13 protein-coding genes and 1 tRNA gene are annotated in these 20,696 nt (G+C 50.3%); 4 read left to right on the top strand and 10 right to left on the bottom strand.

Annotated elements, in window-relative coordinates:
• The 3 genes from panP to ACTG33_RS07575 all read right to left on the bottom strand — a co-directional run.
• A partial coding sequence (gene panP, locus ACTG33_RS07585) for a pyridoxal-dependent aspartate 1-decarboxylase PanP (protein ID WP_439134597.1) occupies positions 1-1,523 on the bottom strand: 1,523 nt, incomplete at its 3' end.
• A 96-nt stretch (positions 1,524-1,619) separates the two neighbouring features.
• The gene (fghA, locus tag ACTG33_RS07580) at positions 1,620-2,471 is read right to left on the bottom strand and encodes an S-formylglutathione hydrolase (protein WP_439134596.1); all 852 of its coding nucleotides are present in this window, start codon (positions 2,469-2,471) and stop codon (positions 1,620-1,622) included.
• 37 nt (positions 2,472-2,508) lie between these two features.
• Positions 2,509-3,615 carry an S-(hydroxymethyl)glutathione dehydrogenase/class III alcohol dehydrogenase gene (locus ACTG33_RS07575; protein WP_439134595.1) on the bottom strand — a complete coding sequence of 369 codons (1,107 nt, stop codon included), beginning with the start codon at positions 3,613-3,615 and terminating at the stop codon, positions 2,509-2,511.
• A gap of 212 nt (positions 3,616-3,827) precedes the next feature.
• Here ACTG33_RS07575 and ACTG33_RS07570 point away from each other — a divergent pair, with 212 nt between their 5' ends.
• The 4 genes from ACTG33_RS07570 to ACTG33_RS07555 all read left to right on the top strand — a co-directional run bounded on the left by ACTG33_RS07570 (position 3,828) and on the right by ACTG33_RS07555 (position 9,852).
• Positions 3,828-4,715 carry a LysR substrate-binding domain-containing protein gene (locus ACTG33_RS07570; RefSeq protein ID WP_439134594.1) on the top strand — a complete coding sequence of 296 codons (888 nt, stop codon included), beginning with the start codon at positions 3,828-3,830 and terminating at the stop codon, positions 4,713-4,715.
• An 11-nt stretch (positions 4,716-4,726) separates the two neighbouring features.
• Positions 4,727-5,761, top strand: coding sequence for a CobW family GTP-binding protein (locus ACTG33_RS07565; protein ID WP_439134593.1), 1,035 nt, complete (start codon positions 4,727-4,729; stop codon positions 5,759-5,761).
• A 310-nt stretch (positions 5,762-6,071) separates the two neighbouring features.
• Positions 6,072-8,354 (top strand): TonB-dependent receptor, encoded by a 2,283-nt coding sequence (locus ACTG33_RS07560; protein ID WP_439134592.1) that lies wholly within the window; start codon positions 6,072-6,074, stop codon positions 8,352-8,354.
• A 490-nt stretch (positions 8,355-8,844) separates the two neighbouring features.
• Entirely contained in the window at positions 8,845-9,852 is a 1,008-nt protein-coding gene (locus ACTG33_RS07555; RefSeq protein WP_439134591.1) for a helix-turn-helix domain-containing protein, read from the top strand.
• Between the two features lie 83 nt (positions 9,853-9,935).
• Here the strand turns inward: ACTG33_RS07555 and ACTG33_RS07550 are convergent, their stop codons facing one another.
• From ACTG33_RS07550 to ACTG33_RS07520, 7 genes are all read right to left on the bottom strand, one after another.
• Positions 9,936-11,564 (bottom strand): GMC oxidoreductase, encoded by a 1,629-nt coding sequence (locus ACTG33_RS07550; protein WP_439134590.1) that lies wholly within the window; start codon positions 11,562-11,564, stop codon positions 9,936-9,938.
• Between the two features lie 143 nt (positions 11,565-11,707).
• A complete protein-coding gene (locus tag ACTG33_RS07545; protein WP_439134589.1) occupies positions 11,708-14,248 on the bottom strand; it encodes a TonB-dependent receptor in 2,541 nt (846 codons plus the stop codon).
• Positions 14,249-14,528: 280 nt separating this feature from the next.
• Positions 14,529-14,618: transfer RNA gene (locus ACTG33_RS07540), tRNA-Ser, on the bottom strand.
• A 227-nt stretch (positions 14,619-14,845) separates the two neighbouring features.
• The gene (gene csrA, locus ACTG33_RS07535; RefSeq protein ID WP_167187034.1) at positions 14,846-15,034 is read right to left on the bottom strand and encodes a carbon storage regulator CsrA; all 189 of its coding nucleotides are present in this window, start codon (positions 15,032-15,034) and stop codon (positions 14,846-14,848) included.
• 258 nt (positions 15,035-15,292) lie between these two features.
• Positions 15,293-16,522: an aspartate kinase gene (locus tag ACTG33_RS07530; protein ID WP_439134588.1), complete on the bottom strand. Its 1,230-nt coding sequence runs from the start codon at positions 16,520-16,522 to the stop codon at positions 15,293-15,295.
• Positions 16,523-16,724: 202 nt separating this feature from the next.
• Positions 16,725-19,349, bottom strand: a complete 2,625-nt coding sequence (alaS, locus tag ACTG33_RS07525; RefSeq protein WP_439134587.1) for an alanine--tRNA ligase — start codon at positions 19,347-19,349, stop codon at positions 16,725-16,727.
• Between the two features lie 126 nt (positions 19,350-19,475).
• Positions 19,476-20,492 carry an SdiA-regulated domain-containing protein gene (locus ACTG33_RS07520; RefSeq protein WP_439134586.1) on the bottom strand — a complete coding sequence of 339 codons (1,017 nt, stop codon included), beginning with the start codon at positions 20,490-20,492 and terminating at the stop codon, positions 19,476-19,478.
• Positions 20,493-20,696 lie beyond the last annotated feature (204 nt).

Here is a 20,696-nt window from a genome sequence, read left to right as displayed (position 1 = left end):
TGATAACGACTCACATTCACCCGGGTACGGGACACAAAGGTCTTTCCAGCCGCTCGCTGAGATTTCTGAATCCGTTGAGTTGCTTCATCCAGCAGCTCATTAACCCTGCTTTGAGTATCCTCTGGTAGATCTGGCAGCAGGGTTTGCAACCAGCCAGGTACATAACGATACCCCAGGATATTCAGGGTCGGAGCCACCACCAGCTCAAAATCGGGATGCTGTTGAATCAGATCAGCGAAGTAGTTTGCCTTGTCGATGCCCTGATCAATCAGCAGCTCATACCCTTTACGACCAATGATGTTCAGGCCAGCGTGAACCAGTAATGCCATGCCTGGCCGGGAGCCTTCCAAAGTATGACTGCCCAGATCTTTCGACCCCTGACGAATAATGTACTCCGCGTGATGTTCAATACTCGACAGACGCTCCGGGTCTTTGAACAGCACCATTCCTGCCCCCATAGGGACATAGAACTGCTTGTGAGCGTCGATGGTGACAGAGTCTGCCCGCTCTATTCCCTTGAGCAAACCACGGTGGGTATCGGAAAACAGCGTTGCCCCACCCCAGGCGGCATCGACATGAAAGTGACAACCCAACTCCTCGGACAAATCTGCCAACGCATCCAGATCATCGATACTGCCGGTTTCCGTCGCGCCAGCCAGCCCTACAATACTCAACACACCAATACCTTCGGCGGCCAGTTGCTGTGCTTTGCATCGCATGGCCTCCACATCGACGCGATAGTGCTCATCTGTCTCAATGGCGATTAACTGATTCCGACCGATCCCCAGCAGATCCACAGCTTTGGCCAGAGAGTAGTGTCCGCGGCGGGAGATCAGTACCGCTAAGCCTTTCAGACCTGCAGCTTGCAAGGCACCATACAGGCCTTCCCGGGCAATACTCTGCTCTCCCAGACGATGATTTCGAGCGGCCCACAAGGCAGTGATGTTCGCCACGGTGCCACCGGAACAGAAAGCGCCCAGTGCGTGTCCAGCGTGATGTAGCCAGTGGCCGTAGAAACTGTCGCTTTCTCTGTAGATCAACCGGTGCAGCATCCCCAGAACCTGACGCTCCATGGGCGTAAACGCCTTTGAGGTCTCGACCTTCACCAGATTTTGATTGAGTGCCGTCACAATTTTCGCCAGCGGCAACATGAAATACGGCAGCGCCGACGTCATATGCCCCACAAAGCCCGGTGACGATGTATGCACCGACTGGGATACCAACTGCTTGAGGATAAAATCCGTGTAGGTGGAGACGTAAAACGGCTGTTCCGGAATATCCGCTGAAGCAAATTCGGTTTCTATCTCGGAGAGTGGCTTCTCGATCGCCACGATGTGCTCGTGCAGAAAGCCATCCAGATTTTGGGAAATGGCGCTATCAATTTGTGCCAGTGTCGATTCACTGGTTTCAGGAATGGTAAAGATGCGCTGCAGGCTTTCCAGGTTGGCCTCTGCCACGCCGTCAACACCGATATTCAACACCGGATAAGCGGGAAGGTTTTGCGGTTGATCACCTGCACTCATAGGGCACCACTCCATGTTAGGGAGTGCATCATATGGGGCTGACGAACTGTCCGCAACCCCACATGAATAGCCCTCTTTATGCTTAAAATTAAAGACCTACAGCTGTGCAGCGTGGAAGCGAAGATGGTCTTCGATAAAGCTGGCGATAAAGAAGTAGCTGTGATCGTAACCCGGCTGCATTCTCAGCGTTAGCGGAACACCCGCCTGCTCGCAGGCCTGTTGCAACAACTCGGGCTTGAGCTGCTCCGCCAGGAAGTTATCCGCATCCCCCTGATCTACCAGTAATGCCTCCGGTTTAAATGCCTCGGGTTTAGACTCAACACTGCGAATCAGCTCACAGGCATCGTAATCTTTCCACAGCTCCCGATCCTCCCCCAGATAACCACTGAGGGCTTTTTCACCCCACGGGCATTGAGTCGGTGCCACAATGGGAGCAAATGCCGAAATCGATTTGAAACGCTGGGGGTTTTTAACACCGATCGTCAGCGCCCCGTGACCGCCCATAGAGTGCCCGAAGATCCCAGCCCGTTGTCCATCTACAGGAAATGATGCCTCAATCAGATCCGGCAACTCACTGCTGATGTAATCGTACATCCGGTAATGTTCATTCCAGGGCGCCTGGGTGGCGTTGAGATAAAAGCCCGCCCCCAGACCGAAGTCATAAGCGCCTTCCGGATCATCAGCAACCCCCTCGCCCCGTGGACTGGTATCCGGAGTAACAATCGCCACCCCCAATTCCGCTGCCACGCGTTGAGCACCGGCTTTCTGGACAAAGTTTTCATCCGTACAGGTCAGACCGGACAGCCAATACAACACTGGCACCTTACCGGTTTCCGCCTGAGGAGGCAGGTACACCGAAAAGTGCATCGCACACTTCAGCGACCACGAATCGTGGCTGAACTGCAACTGTCGACCGCCAAAGCATTTGTTTTCAGCAAGCTGTTCCATATGTGCTCCTTAATAAATCAATCTCAGTAAAGAACGACTAGTACAGAACGACTGAGCGAATACTTTCGCCAGCGTGCATCAGATCAAATCCCTTGTTGATGTCGTCCAGTGACATAGTGTGGGTAATCAGATCATCGATGTTGATCTTGCCGTCCATATACCAATCTACAATTTTCGGCACATCGGTACGGCCTCGGGCACCACCGAAGGCGGAACCACGCCAGACTCGACCAGTCACCAACTGAAATGGGCGAGTGGAAATTTCCTGACCGGCTCCGGCCACACCGATGATGATGGATTCCCCCCAGCCTTTGTGACAGCACTCCAGCGCCTGACGCATAGTGTTGACGTTACCGATGCATTCAAAGCTGTAGTCAGCGCCACCCCTGGTCATTTCAACAATGGCTTCGACAACGTCCGGCACCTCTTTCGGGTTGATAAAACCGGTCATACCGAACTTCTGCGCCAGCGCCACTTTGGACGGATTAATATCGATACCGATAATCTGATTGGCTCCTGCCAGGCGTGCGCCCTGAATCACGTTGAGACCGATACCACCCAAGCCGAACACAACCACGTTAGAACCCGGTTCAACCTTCGCGTCAAAAACCACAGCGCCAATACCTGTGGTCACACCGCAACCGATGTAGCACACCTTGTCGAAAGGGGCGTCTTCGCGAATCTTGGCCACCGCAATTTCCGGCAATACGGTGTGATTGGCAAACGTGGAGCAGCCCATGTAGTGCTTAATCGGTTTGCCATCCAGAGAGAAACGGCTGGTGCCATCGGGCATCACCCCCTGCCCCTGAGTGGTACGAATCGCCTGACACAAGTTGGTTTTGGGATTCAGACAATACTCACAACCGCGACATTCCGGTGTGTACAGCGGAATCACCGTATCGCCAGGTTTCAACGACGTCACACCTGCCCCTACTTCCACCACAATACCCGCGCCCTCATGGCCCAGAATCGCCGGGAAGTCACCTTCCGGATCATCACCGGACAGCGTGAAAGCATCGGTGTGGCAAATGCCGGTGGCCTTTAACTCAATCATCACTTCACCGGCTTGAGGGCCCTGCAGATCCACATCCACCACTTCCAAAGGTTTGCCGGCCCCAAAGGCCACTGCTGCGCGTGTTTTCATGCTACAAACTCCAGTTTTGAATTCTCGTCGGTCGGGTTTTTGAATCGATCGGTTTACACCAGTATCGATCGGTTTACACCAGTGTAGAAGCTTATCGAAACCGTATAACCCAGGTGATGTGGACTATATATTGTCCCTCATCGAATGATTAGACCCATAATCATCAAAGGATTGTTGCCACACAACAACAGTAAATCCCTTATACTGGCAGCATGAACCGATGGGCCACCACAGAAATACTCGTTAATGTCGTCGACAGCGGCAGTTTTTCGGCTGCGGCAAATATCCTCGGCCTGTCCAAATCACACGTCAGCCGCCAAATCAGTCAGCTGGAAAACCGTCTGGGCGTACAATTGCTGAACCGCACAACCCGACGCTTGTCCCTGACAGAGACAGGCCAGGCCTATTACGAGCGCTGTAAGAGCGTCCTGTCACAACTGGAAGAAGCCGAACAGGCTGTACTGGATTTACAGGAAAAACCACGAGGCACCCTGCGTATGACCGTCGCGGGAGCCTTTGGTGAACGCTATATCGCACCGGCTGCCGCGGCCTTTATGAAACAGCACCCCCATGTCCAGATCCACCTGGACTTTACCAGTCGTCAGGTGGATCTGGTGGACGAAGGCTATGATCTGGCCATCCGCGCAGGCATCCTGAAAGACTCTTCCCTGATTGCCCGCCGCATCGCCGCCCGCCAACTAATCATCTGTGGTAGCCGTGACTATCTGGATCGCTACGGCCACCCCGCCAATATTCACAGCCTGAAAAAGCACAATTGTCTGGTGGGTTCAGTCGCCACCTGGCGATTTCGCGACACCAACGGTCACCATGTGGATATGAAAGTCGATGGCAGCTGGCACAGCAACAATGGGCACGCTCTTTTGGCAGCGGCTAAAGCGGGTTTGGGGCTAACCCAACTTCCTGAGTTTTATGTCCATGAAGACATTGCTGCCGGACGCCTAATTCCAGTAATGGTGGAATATCAGCCCACCGACACTGCTGTCTGGGCGGTGTATCCCAGCAACCGACACTTATCCCCCAAGGTGCGCCTGTTCGTTGAGTACCTGGTCAATCACTTTCGCGAAATACAGTATCTTTGAAGCGACAACCTATGAAGAAAATCCTGAGTAATATCCCCACCAATATTATTACCGGCTTTCTCGGTGCGGGAAAAACCACCGCTATTCGCCACATCCTGAAAACCAAACCCGCTGATGAAAAGTGGGCGGTACTGGTGAACGAATTTGGCGAAGTGGGTATTGATGGCGCGCTGCTCGCTGCCGACGGGATTGCCGTTAAAGAGGTCCCCGGCGGTTGTATGTGCTGCGCCGTGGGCCTGCCGTCCAAGGTTGCGTTAAATCAGTTAATTCGCAGCCACCGCCCCGACCGCATCCTGATTGAGCCCACAGGACTGGCTCATCCACAACAAGTAATTAAGCAATTCTCAGGGCCCGAATACAAAACCCTGCTGGATATGCAAACGGTACTGTGTGTCATTGATCCGTGGAGTATTGCTGACGAACACTTTACACAATTGCCCACATTTCAAAGTCAAATCGAGCTGGCCGATCACCTGGTGTTGAGCAAAGCCGATGTTGCGACCGAAGAACAACTGAACGCTTTTGAGCATTTCTGCCAAAGACAAAACTCATTCCGCCAGGCTCGAGGTCGACAGCTAAAGCATTCAACCGTGGCTCACGGCGAAATTGACTGGCACTGGCTGACCTCTCCCCATCATCACCAGGTTACAGAATCTGCGGTTCGCCAACATGCCAACTTACGCCCCCACCCGGCACCCGTCCCAACAGGAGGCACAGATGAATCAAAACCTGCTGTCACTCATCCGGTGGACGCCCTCACCCGCTATGAAAATGATACCGAGTTTGGTCACAGCTGCGGCTGGAGATTCCCTCAGGTCTGGGTCTTTGACGAATCAAAATTGCTCGCCTGGATTGAGTCTTCCAACATCCCCAGAATCAAGGGCGTCGTCCGCGGGACGTCTCACTGGTTATTGATTAACCGTATGCGCACCACCGTTTCCTCGGAGGAAGTTCCAGAAGCTAGTGAGAGCCGGCTGGAAATGATTCACACAGAACCGGTGGATTGGACTGCTGTTGAAAAGTCCCTGATCGCGTGTCGAAAATAATTCAAAGATTTACCTCTGGCTGTAATTGATAACGTCAAACAACCCTCTCAAAGCGCATCAAAACGATGCGCCTCTCCTAATTTCCGCCCCACAAAGACCCAAAACGAAGCAGTGAATTTCTGGTCTGTTCGGATGCTCAAAACTGGTCTTTTTCATCCTTTTCAAAATCCAATAGCTTAGACACCCATAGAAAGACAAAAGAACAGCAAGACAAACATGCGAATCACGATCCAAAGAGATCGGAACCCCTGGCTCAGAGATACGTTTTACAAAAAGTTTAAAACTTTAAACAACAGCAAGGGTCGCCACCATGAAAATGAGACTTCACAACAATCCACTCGCTACGGCTATAGTTCTGGCTTCTGTCGCAACACCGCTTCAATCATTCGGTGCCGCTCTGGAAGAAGTGGTCGTCACCGCTCAGAAACGCGCTCAGGACATGCAAGATGTCCCTATTGCTGTAACGGCAATGAGTGCAGATATGATCAAAAAATCTGGCATCACAGGCGTTGAAGGCATTGCTGCCCGCACCCCAGGGTTCAGCATGGGTGAATTCAACCCCACTCAGCCTCAGCTGTACATTCGCGGTATCGGTTCAAATGGCGACGGCGCCGCCAACGGCGAACAATCTGTCGCCATGTTTATTGACGGCGTGTATGTGAACCGCAGTGCAGGTTCGGCGACTGAGCTGTATGACGTTCAAAGTATCGAAGTTCTGCGCGGTCCACAGGGCACCTTGTGGGGTAAAAATGCAATTGGTGGTGCAATTAATATCACCACGAAAAAACCCGCCCACGAATTTGAAACAGGCCTGGAAGTTCAAGCCGGAAACTACGGCTTGAAGAATTATCGCGGCATGGTTTCCGGGGGAATTACTGATACCTTAACCGGTAAAATCAGCTTTAATGACAAGCAACGTGACGGCTATGTCGAAAGCGTATACGACTCTGGTGTAGAACAAGGTGATTTGGATAAAACCAGTCTGCGGACTCAAATATTATGGACACCGACAGACAGCCTTGAAGCCATGCTCACGCTGAATTATGCAACCGATGAGCGATCCAGCACCGCCGCCATTGGCGACGACAGTACAGAAGCCGGCTTCGCTATTATTGGTGCCACCCTTGCTGAAGCACGGGCAAATGGTCTCCCGACAAGCGATTTCTATGAGAGCTATGCAGATAACGAAGGTTATACCAAGATGGACTCTCAGGGCGCTTCACTGCAAATCGACTGGGATATGTCATGGGCAACACTGACATCCATAACCGCTTATCAGGAATCTGAATCCTCTTTCTACAATGTCGGCTTGGGTGGTGTCAGCGGCGATATCTTCCTGGATTATGGCCCTATGTCAACAACAGCCCTTGGTCCCTACGCCGGGCTCGATTTTGTCTCTTACGCAGATGAAACCTCTCGTCTGGTTAGCCAGGAGTTCCGACTGAGCGGTGATATTGGCGATTTGATTTGGCAAGCAGGTATGTATTACAACCAGGAAAAGGTACACCGCGGAGAAGGAACGCTGATCGACGCACCGTCGTTTTTAATTGGCGTAGTACCTCCTGGCCAAGAACTCGCTTACACACCGGCTAACGACTTGGCGGATCAGTACAATGAAACCAACAGCGTCGCGCTCTTTGGCCAGGCAACCTATTCCGTCACCGATCGACTGGATCTTACACTGGGCCTCAGATACACCGAAGAAACAAAAGACTATACCAACATAGGCACACTGACTGGACCAAGTTCTAGTGTGCCAGACATCACCAGCGATTTAACATCCGGCAGTCAGAAAAAGACCTGGCGTGCACCCACGTACAAATTTGTAGCCAATTATCACGTTGGCGATGCTTCCATGATCTACGCCAGCGCTGCTACAGGCTTTAAAAGTGGTGGTTTTAACTATGCTTCTGCACTGGGTGCACCGCTCGACGAAGCGTTTAACGAAGAGAATGCACTGAACCTGGAGGTGGGTTTTAAGTCTATGTTGTTTGACGACACCCTGCGTTTGAACGGTGCTATCTTCAAAACCGACTACGAAGACCTTCAGGTGTTACAACAATTTGACTGTGGCGGTTGCTCTATTCCACCGCTGGTCACCAAGAACGCGGGTAAAGCGGTTTCTCAAGGTGTCGAGTTGGAAGCAGCCTACGCCATTACCGATAACTTCCAGCTTTCAGGTACCTACGCCTACCTTGACACAGAATACAAAGAGCTAGGTGGAGTTCTGCAAAAAGATGAAGGCAATGCTTTACGCAACGCACCTCGCAATGCCTACAGTGCAGTCGCTTCTTACGAAACAGATCTGGATTTCGGTGGTTTTATGGATGCTCGGTTAGAATATATCCATAAAGAAAAAGCGTATCAGGATACGGCTAATTATGAATCCGCCGCCATCCCTGAGTATCGTACGTTTAATGCTCGACTGGCCTACACCAGCGCCAACGAGCACTGGGAAGTTGCTGGCTGGGTAAACAACCTGACCGGAGAGGAATATTACGTTCACAACTATCAGCTACCACCTTTTGGGTTTGTCCACGTTCCTGCAATGCCACGCACTTATGGCGTAACCGTTACCTGGTCCAACTTTTAAGGATATAGCTTTTCTCTAGCTCGCCGAGCGGAGATTCTTAGGCCTATCTTTGATAGGCCTTTCTTTTTAGTCGAATAGCGGTGCTTTCAAGATAGTCTTCTCGTTCATTAAAGACAGTGCAACATCCCGACACCCACTTTTATTGACAAGCAATGATATTCTCACCACTCAACGAGTAGCTATGCACCGCCGCACTTTTATAATTAAATGTTAGCCATTCTCTTTTTCGTCTACTAAATCCGCATAAGAAATTCTTTATAACTTTTCGAGCACCCACCTAATACAACTTTCCCGCTTCGACAGAACGTTTCTCTGTATATCTCTTTGACAATAACCGGCCTCTGGCTCACTATTCACTTTATTATAAAGAGCCTGAAAACATCAGCCAGATTCTTGATATTTTCCTTATAGGGCCATCGGATAATAGGGCCATCGGATACATTCTTCAGTTCAGCTTCTGGACGTCTGTATCGGTCAGAGAGACAGATTTATGGAACCGCTCATTCAGAGCTCATTTATTACCGAGCTAGATCCTCTTTTAAGAGAAAAAGGTCTACAACCTGATACTCTCTATCGACAGGCCCACCTGTCTCCTCCTGAGCCTGGAAACCTGGACAGTAAGATTTCTTTCTTTCGTGAATTACGATTACTGGAAATGGCCAGCTGTTATTTTGATCAACCTGACTTTTGTCTGTCATTGACTCAACGACAACCTATCGAAGCACTTGGCAAAGCAACAGATGATATTCCTAAGGAAAGCACGCTCGGTGAAGCTCTTCTTTACCTGTCCTCGCGCCTGTATCTCAGTCTCGATGACACACATATTAAGCTGGAAGAACATGGCGACGTAGCGCTTCTTAAACTGCACTGCACTGATAAAGATCTGATGACAAACACGTATCTTCAGAATCACGGACTGGCACTTTTACACATGTTTCTGATGAAAGTTTCTACTCCGGGTCTTCGCTTGAGAGCAGTACACTTCCGGCATAACGATCAAAGAGGTGGCAACGAATTCTTCCGGCATTACCAAGCCCCTTTGGCCTATGACAGTGACTGGGCCGGTCTGGCTTTGAACGCGTCGTATTTGAAACAGAAAATTATTCCGGTCACGACCACAGCAGACTATACAGCTTGCCGGAAAGCAAAAAAGGAACGCTTAACCTGCAACACCAAAGATAAAGTCCTGGAGACTATTGCGTCATTGCTGCGTCAAGGTGAATGCCACATCGATGCAGCTGCCACACGCCTGGGATTGAGCAAAAGAACTCTTCAGCGACGCCTGCTGGAAGAAGAATGCAACTTTCAAGACTTGGTGAATGAAATACGAAAACAGCAAGCTTTAACTCTTCTTCAGAATCCCAGCTACAGGCTGATTGATGTTGCTGAGGTGTTAGGTTACACACGCCTGTCTGCTTTCAGTCGCAGCTTTAAACGCTGGTACGGAACTTCCCCTCAAGAATGGCAAAGGCAACAAAAATCCAGCATCGACAGATAACGTACCAAAAGCTCAAGCCACTACTTTAACAATCAGCGGGTGGAACCAGAGCCCCGATCTCACCCAAACATTGCGTTCCAATCCTACTGATCCTGTTCAGTTTTCTTGGGAATGAACGACATCGCCCTTTCTGCCAAAGCTGTAATCGTCAAGCTTGGATTTACCCCAAGATTCGCTGACAACATCGAGCCATCGATTACGTAAAGATTTTGATAATTAAAGACCCGGTTTTGAGAGTCAATAACACCTTTTTCAGGTGATTCAGCCATAGCGCATCCGCCCATACAATGAGCCGTCATCGGGACGTTGAAAAAGATTTCACTCATGGAACTCAAACCAACACCGCCCGTGGCTTTTGCCGCCTTTTCCGTGAAGTCATTAGCTTCGGGAATAAACGTAGGAATACGCTCCCCCTCACTGGCCAACTGCTTTTTAAACGGCCAGTACCATGCCCGCTTCCAGCGCATATTGATATGCCCTTCCATGGTTTGCATCACCAAAAAGATCACCGTTTCCGAAGCGAAACGATATGGAAGCATACTCTTTAACCCCTTAAGGCCTCGAGATACAATTAACTGGAAAAGAGCGCTAAGCCAGGTTAGCACACGGGAAGGGCCTGGGCGTCCACCCGTCAAAACCGTAAACAATCCACTCAATAAATTAGAGCCCTCTGGATAGCGAACGGCTTCAATATGTGTATGCTCGTCAATATAAATACCTGATCCAATGGCAATACCATCGCTCATATCTTCATTGCTGCCCGGATAGCGAACACCCAATATCGATTCTGAGTTAGTCCGAACACGATTTCCCAAGTCATCAGAAATATTGGGCAATGACCCCTTATCCTTCAGGTTAAACAGCAATTGCTGAGTGCCCAGCGAGGAAGCAGCAAACAAGACGTTGCGAGCTTTAATATAAGTTTTGGGTTTTGCAAAACGCACAAACGCCGGGGCTGTCACGACTTCATAACCTTCAGAGCCATCGGCTTTATCGCCCAGAGGTCGCACATCAACGCATTCAGTTTCAGCGCGAACTTGAACTCCCTGCTGTTCCGCCAGGTACAGATAGTTTTTATCCAGAGTATTTTTAGCGTTATAACGGCAACCCACCATACAGCCGCCACAACCTACACAGGAATTTCGAGCAGGGCCTTCCCCGTTAAAGTAGGGATCGGCGTATTCCGTTCCCGGCTCATCGTCATCTTCACCGAAGAACACCCCCACCTCAGTGTAATAAAAACTGTCTTCTACACCGGTTGCAGAAGCCATTTCCCGTAACTTTTCATCAGCGCGTCCCGGCCTGCGATTCTCGGTGACACCTAACATTTTTTTAGCCGTATCATAATGAGCGGGCATCTTAGCTTGCCAATCATCAAGTCCAGCCCAATTGCCGTCCTCCCAGACACTCTCTTTGGGAACCAGTAAAGTTTGAGCATAGGTGATCGATCCACCACCGACCGCATTGCCATGCAAAATCATGACATGCCTAAACAATCTCAAGCTCAAAAAACCCCTTAAGCCTAAAAATGGGCGCCAGAGATAATCCCATACTTTCCAGTTACTCCGAGGCAAGTTTTCCGGCGACCAGCGCCTCCCCTGCTCAACAACCAACACCCGGTAACCTTTTTGACTCAGTCTGTAGGCGGACACGCTTCCGCCAAAGCCCGATCCTATAATGACGAAATCGTAATCATAATGATGTTCTGCCATCAGAATTCTCTCTTTTCAAGTACATGGATTCTACACGCTGAAATCAAGTCAGCCGCTGTACAAACTACCCAAAGAATAGACTACACCGCGGCTGATACTACAATTGAATTCAACGGCACCTGACGTACATCAGGTGCATTACATCAGAACCGCAAGCGACCACGGAGGCCGTAGCTTGCTTCGCGCCCCCAGGCGACCTGCTGATTACCCGCAAACAGAGGCATGTCATTCGAATAGGTTATATAGTCTTCATCAGTCAAATTACGCCCTATGAATGCCACGTCCCAACGACCATCTTGCGCTCCCAAAGTAACGGTCAGATTCCACAACGTGTAGGCGTCCTGATACACGAGAGGATCATTATCCTGAGCGGTGTGATGATCATCGAGATAGTTCGCATCCAGTACGGTTCTGAGGTAAAGACTATCCCCCAGATTCATCTCATGCTCTAAAGATAAGCTGGCAGTGAGTTCGGGAGTGAAGGCGTTAGTACCACCGGCCAGATTCTGCTCGCAGGAATCCGTCGCGCCATCGCCATCCAGATCTACCGCTACTGCGTTTCCACTGCTGGTGCCTGGTGATGGTTTAATGAAGGTACCCCAGCCAAAAACGCCATCATTCAGATTTTGCTTTTGAGTATCGGTACAACCGGCCACCGGATATTCATCGAATTCAAAATCCACATAGCCCATTGAGCCGCGCAGCATGATGCTGTCAGTGGCTTGCCAACGACCATCCATTTCAAAACCACGCACAGTAGCTGTCGCTGCGTTTTCCACTTTAAACCCGGTAGAGCCAGTAAAAATAGAAGCCTGCAAATCGCTGTAGTCCATGTCAAAGATCGCCATGTTCACTTCGGCAGCACCATCAAGCAGCGTCATTTTGGCACCAAGCTCCCAGGATTTAACTTTCTCCTGATCAAACTCAGCTTCGTCGGAATTAGCGGTGAGCGCAAAGTTGTTAAAACCACCGGATTTAGTACCCGTAGACACCGTGGCATAACCCATAATGTCACTGGTGATATCCCATTGCAGGTTTACCGTGTAGGTCCAGTCTTCTTCATCACGTTGTAAGTCATCAAAGTTGTGAGGGGTAAATTCCCCTAACACCAATCCAAGTGGGTTGGTCGCTACACAGGTGGCGTCATCAATGAGGTTAAAGCTGTCCCACTGGGCGCAATTAACGCTTTGCGATGCAGACTTGTCTTCTTCGCCGTAGCGAACCCCCAAGGTCAGGTGCAACACGTCGGTAAGATCCCACGTGCCTTGAGCAAACGCTGCCCAGCTTTCTGTTTCCTGTTGCAACTGAGCTGCCCGGGTAAACTGCCCAATGGTGCCAACAAACGCTTGAGAAGCTGCAAAATCAGCCGGCGTCATAAGGGTACTGGGGAATCCGGGATGGATACCGGCACCACCGGCGTTCACGACCTGGTTGTGCTCATTAATCACCACCAGCGCCGCTGGGCCCGCAAAGGAGTCCGGATCGGCTCCATTCACATTAAAATTGGTTTTTGCATTGGCCGTAAGATCGCTGTCCTGATAATACAGGCCAGTAATGTATTCAAAGCCATTACCCAGCTCTGAGACAAACCGCAGCTCCAGACTTTTCTGTTCAAAGTCCTCGTATTCTTCAAAGCCAATGCCGTCCAGTGCATTGAAATCCGCATCGAGGTTGCGATTGAACTCGTAGGCAGAATAACCGGCAATCGCGGTCAGAGTCCCGCTGTCCATGCTGTAATCCGTGCGCAAGGCCACTTCACTGGTGTCGCCTTCGAAGGTTTGCGCTGCACCGTAATCGATACCACTGGTATTGTTGCCAATGGTAGTGCGGCCGTTACCAGCCTGGGTATCGGCATTCAGTAAAGTGGCGTCAGCCCCTGCCAAGGCAACAACTGCACCGTAAATCGGGGCCAAATCGCCAACCTGTTGGTCGTAAGGCATGCCCTTATTGTCCCAATCGCCGTGCTCAGCCTTGATATACACCAGCAGATCATCCGAAGCATCCCACTCCAGAGAAACACGACCTGCGGCCTCATCCATTTGAGGCTCACCCTGATCAAAGTAGGTATTTTCAATCCAGCCATCGTCCATATCGCGAGTCTGGAACGCAAAACGGCCACGCAGAGTGTCGGTCAGAGGGCCTGAAACATAACCTTTCAGCTCCGTTTCTTCGTTTTCGGCCTCGTACATCGCGGACAATTCGGCTTCAAATTCGTTAGTCGGCTTAGCCGAGGTAATATTCAAAGCGCCACCGATGGTGTTTTTACCAAACAAGGTCGACTGCGGTCCACGCAAGACCTCTACGGTACCCACATCCAGAAAACTGAAGCGTGACTGAGTTCCACGACCGCGGTAAATGCCGTCGACGAAAGTCCCTACGGATTGCTCAATACTGGCCAGGATTCCCGACTGGATACCGCGGATAGAGACCACATCACCTACAGCATTAGAGGTAACATTAAAGTTTGGAATATAGGCGGAGAAATCACCCATATTAGGGATTCCCGCTTCATTGAGCTTTTCACCGCTCATCGCTGATACAGAAATCGGGACATCCTGAAGACTTTCAGCACGCTTCTGCGCCGTCACAACGACTTCTTCAAGAGTGAGATTTTGGGCGTGGATATTACCTGCGGAAGCACTGACCGCCAGGGCCAATGGTAGCCATCGACATGATAGATTCATAGCTATGCGTCTCTATAATTATTGTGTTGTTATATAGCGTACAGACAAGCAGGCCTAAAAAGGCCGCTAATCGGAAGCAGGAACAACTTACCTAAAGTAGAAACACTGGATTTACCATTTCGCGCCACGTGACTGAGATAAATTCAAAAACTCTGTTCACAATCGTTGTGCGAAGTGCCGAGGTATTGGTTAAACCTCTATTTCCTGAGAGCAATAAAAAAGGGCCTACCCTTGCGGGTAAGCCCTTTTAAGCGTTCTGGAATGTCTCAGAACTGTGTAATGGCGGAGAAGGAGGGATTCGAACCCTCGATACCATTTCTGATATATACCCTTAGCAGGGGCACGCCTTCAGCCACTCGGCCACTTCTCCAGGCTGCTTGGTTGATGGCCTTGCGGGCTCATCAGCAACACGGCCGGCATAATACCATATTCATCAGAGAATCAAAGACTTGGGGCCAAATAATTTAGAGACATCTGACAAGCTGGGCAAAGTCCGCCCGCCCTGATCAGATGTTGACCATCTAAATAAACACCACCCTGTACATACAAAAAAGCCCGTTTCAAAACGGGCTTTTGCAGTTCCGCATGACTAAATACTCAGTCTTGCTGGTCCTGATCTTCTTTTTCACGCTGAATGCGCTGATATATCTCTTCGCGGTGTACTGCGATCTCTTTGGGGGCATTAACGCCGATGCGAACCTGATTACCTTTAACGCCTAATACGGTAACGGTTACTTCATCTCCGACCATAAGTGTCTCGCCGATACGGCGGGTCAAAATCAACATTGTAAATCTCCTTCAAGCATCCTGTGAGAACAACGGACAATATCAGCGGTGATACCGTTGTCGGTGTCTTCCCCTAGCCCTTACCGCTTCTGATTTTATCCTGTAGCGATATCACTGTTCGTGTAAGTATTGTCCAGCTTTGCAAAAAAGAAAATCAACAGTGGCACTTCAGAACACATTTCATCATAAAATATGATGGTTTTGTGTCTGATTTGGCTCAATAGCCATCCCAGTACCATGATATTCTTTCTGTAAAACCTATTTTTCGATCGCATCCAGCCCAAAAGCTTTGTGCAAACTGCGCACAGCCAGTTCCAAATAGCGTTCGTCGATAATGACAGCAATTTTAATTTCAGACGTGGTAATCATCTGAATATTGATATTATCTTCTGCCAGCGCATCAAACATTTTTGATGCAACACCTGCGTGAGAACGCATACCCACACCAACGATTGATACTTTCGCAATCTTATCGTCAGCAATGACTTCACGGGCATTTACGTCCGTACACACCTTCCCTAAGACGGTCTTCGCTTTCTCCAGATCATTACGATGAACGGTGAAAGTGATATCTGTGGTCCCATCAGCTGAGGCGTTTTGAACAATGACGTCGATTTCAATGTTTGCCGCACCAATCGGGGCCAATATACGAGCGGCAACTCCCGGGGTATCGGGAACACCAGCAACAGTTACTTTTGCTTCATCACGGTTAAAAGCAATACCGGATACTACAGGCTGCTCCATATCGGAAAAATCCTCATCGAGGGTAATCAAGGTTCCAGGACCATCCTGGAAGCTGTGCAATACACGTAACGGGACACTGTATTTGCCCGCAAATTCAACGGCGCGGATCTGCAAGACTTTAGAGCCCTGACTCGCCATTTCCAGCATTTCTTCAAATGTGATCTTGTCCAGCCGACGAGCCCCTTCACAAACCCTTGGGTCAGTGGTGTATACGCCGTCAACATCGGTATAGATCTGACATTCATCCGCTTTCAGTGCCGCTGCCAAAGCAACACCTGTCGTGTCTGAACCACCTCGTCCCAAAGTTGTGATATTGCCGTGCTCATCCACACCTTGAAAACCGGCAACCACGACCACTCGGCCCGCGTCCAGATCAGCCCTCATGTTTGAGACATCAATATCCTGAATTCGTGCCTTGGTGTGTGCACTGTCAGTCAGAATTTTCACTTGTGTGCCGGTATAGGAGCGCGCGTCAAAGCCACGCTTTTTCAACGCCATGCACAGTAAAGCAATGGTGACCTGCTCACCGGTAGACACCAGCACGTCCATCTCACGGGCATCAGGGGAATCCTGAATCTGGTTGGCAAGACCAATCAGGCGATTGGTTTCACCACTCATGGCAGAAACCACCACCACCATATCGTGGCCTTGCTTGCGGAAATTGATTACTTTTTCAGCAACCGATTCAATCCGCTCAACTGTGCCGACCGAAGTACCACCGTATTTTTGTACAAATAAGCTCATCGACAACCTGCATCAACGTAACAGGGGCTCTTAATTATTGCTCAACACATGTGTTAAATAACCATGCACTGCTCAATTAAGAGCCATAACAAAACGGGCGCCAATTAAACACTAGTTTGACTTGAAAGTTAAACAATTGCGGATGCTTTTGAGTATCTTTTTTGGCCAAAACGCCAGTGAGAATCAGTTACCCACCCAACAGTTATCCCAACTGCTCTTTCACCCAGTTTTCTACTGCTTTCAAGGCCTCAGGCAAGGCGGCAATATCGGTTCCGGCGCCCTTGGCCTTGTCTGGCTTGCCTCCACCTTTACCACCGACCAGAGGGGCAAAGAATTTGATCAAATTACCGGCAGGCACTTTGCTCTGTAGATCAGGCGAAACCCCGGCAATCAAATTAATCTTGTCGCCTGCCGGGCTTGCCAGCAGAACAACCGAGCTGCCCAATTTGTCTTTCAACTGAGCTACGCTGCTGTCCAGAGCTTTCATATCAGCCCCTTCAATCTGACTCGCCAGAACTTTGATACCAGCCACATCAACAGCTTGAGACACCAGATCTCCGCTTGCTGCAGAAGCCAGTTTTGCTTTTAACTGAGCCAACTCTTTTTCAAGCTGACGATTCTGTGACACCAGTTGACCAACCTTGTCCCCCAGAGTTTCCGGACGAGCTTTCACCAACTGGCTAACCTGAGAGACCAATGCTTCTGTGTCATCAAACAATTTAAGCGCTTTCTTGCCAGTAATGGCTTCAATCCGGCGTACGCCCGAGGCGACTCCGGATTCAGAGATAATACGCATCTGGCCAATATCACCGGTACGCTGAACGTGGATACCACCACACAATTCAACGGAGAAACCATCACCCATGGACAGAACACGGACTTCATCGCCGTATTTCTCGCCGAACAGAGCCATAGCGCCCTTCTGTTGAGCCGCTTCCATATCACACAACTCAGTCTCAACAGGCGTATTGGCAAGGATCTGCTGGTTGACTCGCGCCTCAATGGCTTTCACTTCTTCGGGCTTTAAGGCCTCAAAATGAGAGAAATCAAAACGCAGACGCTCTGAATCGACCAATGACCCCTTCTGAGTCACATGGTCACCCAGAATTTCACGCAACGCGGCGTGCATCAGGTGTGTCGCAGAGTGATTGAGAGCCGTCGCCTGACGTACGTCCTGGTCTACGGCGGTATCAACCGCATCGCCCTTACTGAGTGAGCCCTGCAAGACAATACCGACATGCAGGTGATGATTACTCTGTTTGGTACAGTCACGGACTTCAAAGCGTCCGGATTGAGAAGACACATAACCCGTGTCGCCGACCTGACCGCCGGATTCGGCGTAAAATGGGGTGCGATCCAGAAGAATAACGCCTTCGTCGCCCTCTGCCAGAGAGCTGACTTCCTCACCATCTTTATACAGGGCAGTAATTTTGCTTTCGCCAGCCACAGAGTCATAACCGGTAAACTCGGTTTCCCCTTCCAGCTTGAGACCCGCAGTGTAGTCCACCTTGAACGCACCTGCAGCGCGGGCACGAGCACGCTGCTCGGCCATAGCAGCTTCGTAGCCCTCTTCATCAACGGTTAACTCGCGCTCACGAGCGATATCGGCCGTCAGATCCAACGGGAAACCATAGGTATCATAAAGAGTGAACAGCACATCGCCGGGCACCACATTGCCTTTCAGCTCTTTCAGTGCCTCTTCCAGCACGGCCATGCCTTTATCAAGAGTTTTCTCGAACTGCTGCTCTTCAGCCAGCAAGACCTTTTCGATCTGAGCTTGCAGAGTGTTCAGCTCGGGATAGGCATCACCCATCTGAGCGGCCAGACCAGCCACTAACTTGTGGAAAAACGCGTCTTTCTGACCCAGTTTGTGGCCATGTCGAACGGCACGGCGAATGATACGGCGCAGAACGTAGCCTCTACCCTCATTGGAAGGCAAAACACCATCAGAAATCAGGAAAGAACAGGAGCGGATATGGTCAGCAATCACGCGCAGAGACTTGTTTTCCAGATCTGCCGTGCCGGTTTTGTCGGCTGCGTCTTTCAACAGGGCCTGAAAAAGGTCGATTTCATAGTTGGAATGAACGTGCTGCATGACGGCGGCAATACGCTCCAGCCCCATCCCCGTGTCTACCGACGGTTTTGGCAGAGGCGCCATCTCGCCATTGGCGCTGCGGTTGTACTGCATGAAGACCACGTTCCAGATTTCGATGAAACGATCACCGTCTTCTTCCGGCGTTCCTGGAGGGCCACCCCAGATCTCTTCACCGTGATCAAAGAAAATTTCGGTACAAGGGCCACAGGGACCGGTGTCGCCCATCGCCCAGAAGTTATCGGACTGGTAACGGCCGCCCTTGTCGCCAATGCGAATGATGCGCTCTTGCGGCACACCAATCTGGTCTTTCCAGATGCCGTAGGCCTCGTCATCTTCCTCATAAACGGTCACGGTCAGCTTTTCAGCGGAGATATTCAGCCACTCAGACGACGTCAGAAACTCCCACGCATAGTGGATAGCATCCTGTTTGAAGTAGTCGCCAAAACTGAAGTTGCCCAGCATTTCGAAGAAAGTATGGTGGCGAGCGGTGTAGCCTACATTTTCCAGATCGTTATGCTTGCCGCCCGCACGCACGCAGCGCTGGGAGCTGGTAGCGCGGCTGTAGCTGCGCTTGTCATCACCAAGGAAAACGTCTTTGAACTGCACCATGCCGGCATTGGTGAACAGTAAGGTGGGGTCGTTGCCGGGTACCAGTGAGCTGCTGGGGACAATCTCGTGTCCTTTGCTCTGGAAAAACTGCAAATAGGCGTCGCGTATTTCTGCGCTCTTCATATACTCTCGATCCGATGGCTGGCCGTTGAGTAAAGCGCTTGTCGCGCCTTACCCGATTTAAAAGCGCCTAAGTATATAAGAAGCCAGCCAAAACACCGAGTCCCGAGAGGACTTTTTCCCGGGTATTTACCCTGATTTTGCCCGATTCCTGTCTGTAGTCACAGGTTGATCGGAGCTTTTTGCCGCCACTGGACCTCTGGGAGGTGCCAGCCGGTAGAGAAGATTAGGCTCACTAAGAATATACAACATGCCGTCGTTATCCATGGTGATGCCTTCAGCTTGGGGAACACCGTCTACAAATCCCGCTCGAGAGCTGGATAGGGAAAGTCTTGAAATTGCCCGACCTTCGATCGTTGACTCAGTCAGAGCCTTCGACTCGTCACTGAGAATCAGCAGATGGCCTGTGCGGTGATCGTAGTGCAATCCCGACAGGTCACTTTTATCCAGAGAGTTGTCTTCCATCGACCAGGGAGTCGTAATCGAGAAGCTCAAAGCTTCAGGATCAACCGCTCCGTCAATGCGATAAATTTCTCTCGGTTGCTGTTCATTCACCACAAACAAGCTCTGGGCCGCCGAGTCAAAAGCCACACCCTCAAACCCTTTATTGTTTTTCTGAGTCAAAGGAAAAGTCACACTTTTACCCTCTGCTCGTCTTAACACGTCGGTTTCAGGATCAATGCGCACAATCACAACGCTGCGGTGATCTTCCTCGATAATGGCATAACGCCCATTACCCAGAAACACCAGGCCCTCGGTATCGTCAAAGCCATCCAGAGTGATTTTCCTTAACTCCTGCCCCTGCTTGTCCATTTCCACAATGTAGGGAGGGTTATTAGCGACCGCAAACAGAGAATCTGTATCGGGGTTATAAGTCAAACCGGACGCGTTGTAGGTCATCATCTGGAGTTCAACCGGCGGACTGATCAACCGATATTCATCCAAAGCCAGGGTTTGGCCCTGATAGGCCTCCTGAAACAGGCTGCTCCAGGATGAGATAAGAAGCCAGCCACATGCCGCCAGCAAACCCGATGCTAACCACGTCAGGTATTTTTGATGAAGTGAAAGGTGATTGTTATAGGCTGTCACTAGCCGTTTTGCTTGCCAGGCCGTCCTTTGCCAGCGACTGAATGTCACTGTTGTCATTTACTGCACTCGATAATGAATGATGACAGAAGTATAAGGAATCGATGTTTACCGTTTTGTGACCGGAAACAAGACATTAGCACATAGAGGAATTCGGCGCCCGGTTTTGCCAACTAATTGGCACTATAGTCAACAAAACGCTTGGCGGCGCCTACTTACTGGAACAGGACCTTTACAGGGCCAGAAAGGACTTACGAATTAGAT

Origin of the sequence: Pseudomaricurvus sp., assembly GCF_965662505.1 — a bacterium.
GTDB lineage: Bacteria > Pseudomonadota > Gammaproteobacteria > Pseudomonadales > Cellvibrionaceae > Pseudomaricurvus.
This window is presented reverse-complemented; position numbering and strand designations above follow the sequence as displayed.